Source organism: Halomonas sp., from assembly GCF_041689495.1.
In the GTDB taxonomy this organism is placed as follows: Bacteria; Pseudomonadota; Gammaproteobacteria; order Pseudomonadales; family Halomonadaceae; genus Halomonas.
In genome coordinates this window covers 1-3454 of the sequence record NZ_JBDNGD010000135.1, presented here as the reverse complement: position 1 = coordinate 3454, position 3454 = coordinate 1, and the positions used below count along the sequence as shown (strand labels likewise).

Below are 3454 nucleotides of genomic sequence, written 5' to 3'. Positions count from 1 at the left end.
TCCTTGGCCTGATAGCCGACCTGGCGTAACTGCAGGCGGTGGCTGTATAGGGCACCCTGCACCGACAGCGCCTCGGTAGCCGCGTCGAGCGCCTGTTCGGCCGCCTCCAGATAGGGATAGAAGGTACCGGCCAGGCTGCTGTCCATCATCTCGTTCATCGGCTCGACATACTGGTCATAGGCCTCCAGCACGGCCTGGTAGCGTCGCGAGATCGGCATGGCGGCATCGCTGGCCTTGGCCTTCTCCGCCAGCTCCAGAATGGCATGGCGGTCCTGGTCGAGTTGCTGGCTGATCTGCCGGAAGAGATCGGCCAGCCGGGCGGCGCCACGACGCATCCGGTCATCATCACGCCGATCGAGCCCCTCGCTCAACTGAGCAGTGGCCTGCTTGATGGCCTCGACCCGCGCCTTGAGCACCGACGACAGGCCCAGCTCGTGTTCACGGGTCAGGCCCCGCACGAAATCGAGCACCAGGGGATTGAGCTGCAGGCTGCTGGAACGACTCAACCACTGCAGTACCTCAACATTGCACAGACTGCGCAGGATCGCCGCGGCATCGTCCTCTCCCGCCTGGGGATGCTGCTGGCTGATGATCGCAAGCACCTGACGTTCCTCGAACGCCGGCAGCTCCCGCGAAAGACGGCTGAGACTCTCGACGACATCCCAGTACCGATGAAGATGGAAGACGAGGCTTCGGGGTGTCGCCATGGAAAACAATCCTTCAGGGTCAGACCTTTGCCACGATCATTCTATCTTCCGGGTCTTTGTTAAACTCCCCGGGCAGTCGGGTTGACCCCACCGCCGTAGCCCGGTCATCAAGGTAACTTTCCCGAATGACTCGGGCAAGAGACCCGTTAAAAACTGAATCGCCCCGGGTCCGTAGACGCATCCGGCGAAACCACTTGAGTATCACCCTCGCCCTTTTCCTGAATTGAACGATTCAGTCGCACGTCTCGGTCACGCAATTCGCCATTCCGGCACCAGGCGGCGCCAGTGCTGTTTGAGCACTGTCTTGTGCGCTTCTGCCATGGGCATTTCAACCAACTGGCTGGGCCACTGGGTCCGGGCACGTTCCACGGTATCATCGAGTACCGTGCGGATAGCGGGCCAGGCCACCCCAACTTTCTCGGCCCAGCCATGAAAGTCCTCTTCGCCCAAGCGATACCAGTCCTTCTTCCCGTTCAGGTTGAGGGCCAATTGGTGATCGCCTTCGAGGTAGGCGAGCGTGGTGACGATATCATAGGCGGGCGCCAGGCGAGGGGTGCGCGCGTCCGGGTAGATCAGACTCCAGTTCTTGAGGTGTGCATCGCCGTTGGCCAGCAGGATGTTCACCAGCAGGCGGCGCGCGAAGGCCTGCACATTGGCAAGGCCATCGTCCGTGAATTCTCGCAGCAGGCGTCCTAGCTTCTCGTAGTTGGGGCCATCGTACTTTTGGTGGGGATAGCGAAACAGCACTTGCGCCATGTCCTCGGTGTGGATGCACCGCTCGGCTTCGCGATCGAACCGGCGAATGGCGTAGGCAACCTGTTCGTCGGGCAGGTTAATGGCCGGCAGGCCTTCGAGTGCACTCAGCGGAATCAGCCGAATCTCAGGGACCTCCACACCGGCGCTCTGGGCCAGCCACATCGCCGTAGCTTCATTCTCGGGCACTTGGGGATGGCGTGTCGAAGGCGTCTTGACGATCCAGTCGCCGAGCATGTCGGCATGGCCGAAGTGAAAGCGCCCATCGCGCTCGCGCATGGAGAACTTCATCTGCACGCCGGCGAGCGAAAAACCGCCGCCCACCTCGACCATACGGCGTACCGGCGTGACACGGCGTCGATGGCCCAGCACCCAGTCCGGCATGTCGTCGGGAGACACCGGCGAGACTCGCAGCGCCCCGGGCAGGTCATGCCCCAGGCTCGCCAACAGCGGAAATTCGTTGTCCGGATGCACCTTGAGCCGCTGAGCGAGGAAGGCACGCAGCGCGCCTTCCGGCAACAGGTTCGAGAACCAGGGATGCAAGCGCTGCTGGCGAACCCAAGGCTTTTGCATCAGCGCGTCTGCGCGTGGGAAATCGGGATGCAGGGTCAGCGACAGCGTAGGACGCGAGACATCGAGCCGCCAGGCCTCATCGAAGACCATGACGTTGCGCCCACTCCGGTAGCCGGCAAGATAGCCCATCCCACGGCCGTGGAGTTCAAGGCGCAGCATCTCAACCGAGTCACTCGCCATCGTGCTCGGCCTCCTCGCCTTCACCATTCCCCAAAAGGCCCTCCCAGGGGTCGGCATCGAGGCCCACGGCCTCGTCTGTCTCTCCCTTCAGCAGGGCCTGAACGGCATGCCATTTCTCCATGGGGATCAGCATCAGCTTGGCATTGAGCCCGTCGGCAGCCAGTTCGAGGGTCTCCAGACGCGGATTGCCGCCACGCTCCAATCGCTGATACTGCTGACGCACCATATCGGTACGGCTGGCCACATCCTGCTGGGTGAAGTGCAACGCCTTTCGGCGTTGGCGGTATTGATCGCGAAGGCCCATATGCACCTTATATGTTGCTATAAGAAACGCAATGCAACTTATAGGTTGCATAGTAGTCACGTTACTCAGCCCATGCAACCCTTGTCGGCTTATCCGGTATCTACCTCCATGGCGGCCTGTCTTGACGCTGACTTGCGATGATCCTTACTGCTTCATGATGATTCGTGCCGCGTTTCCCGGCAAAATGTGATGAACCCTCTATAAGCCAAAGACGCATCTACAAGCCAAAGGCGCATCCGGCGTAAGCGCTGACATAACCATCGCTGGTGAGATTCCCATGACCTTGAACCTGGCCGAGCTCCTCTCTACCGCTCACCGCATCGCCCTCGACGCCGGCGACGCCATCATGACCGTCTACGCCGGCGACTTCACGGTCGAGGAGAAGGCGGACAAGCTCGGCAAACACGACATGGTAGCCGTGGGCAGCTCGCTGAAGCCCTGCCTGATCGCCGAAGGCAAGGCCGACGTCTACCCGCGACTCGGCCCTACCTGCCTGTGGGACACCGGCGCCGCCCAGGCCGTGGTGGAACAGGCCGGCGGTCGTGTCGAGACCCTGGAAGGCCAACCGCTCAGCTACGCCACGCCGCAGCAGCACCTCAACCCGCACTTCATCGTCTGGGGAGGCTGGATCTTCGGGGTCTGACCCCTCAACAAAATCTCGCGCGGTAAACCGCCCTCCCACGAAAATCGCCACGGTGGTGAGGGCTTGACCTTGGTGGGAGGCCGGCTCTGCCGGGCGAGTTCTTGACCTTTAGAGCCGGGTTGGCTGGCTGATACCTCAGTTTAGCAACAGCCAAAATCTCGCGCGGTAAACCGCCCTCCCACGAAAATCGCCACGGTGGTGAGGGCTTGACCTTGGTGGGAGGCCGGCTCTGCCGGGCGAGCTCTTGACCTTTAGAGCCGGGTTAGCTTGTTGATACCTCCGTTTAGCAACAGC

2 protein-coding genes and 2 pseudogenes are annotated in these 3454 nt (G+C 61.6%); 1 reads left to right on the top strand and 3 read right to left on the bottom strand.

The features are described from left to right. The 3 genes and pseudogenes from ACESMD_RS04550 to ACESMD_RS04540 form a co-directional block, all read right to left on the bottom strand. Positions 1-707 (bottom strand): annotated as a pseudogene (locus ACESMD_RS04550) (hypothetical protein); the annotation flags it as partial. Positions 708-956: 249 nt separating this feature from the next. Next, positions 957-2213: a type II toxin-antitoxin system HipA family toxin gene (locus tag ACESMD_RS04545; protein WP_372610751.1), complete on the bottom strand. Its 1257-nt coding sequence runs from the start codon at positions 2211-2213 to the stop codon at positions 957-959. After that, positions 2203-2517, bottom strand: a complete 315-nt coding sequence (locus ACESMD_RS04540) for a helix-turn-helix domain-containing protein (protein WP_372610749.1) — start codon at positions 2515-2517, stop codon at positions 2203-2205. The genes ACESMD_RS04545 and ACESMD_RS04540 overlap by 11 nt, the downstream gene beginning before the upstream one ends. 388 nt (positions 2518-2905) lie before the next feature. Here ACESMD_RS04540 and ACESMD_RS04535 point away from each other — a divergent pair. Then, positions 2906-3160 (top strand): annotated as a pseudogene (locus ACESMD_RS04535) (3'(2'),5'-bisphosphate nucleotidase CysQ); the annotation flags it as partial. Between the last annotated feature and the right edge of the window lie 294 nt (positions 3161-3454).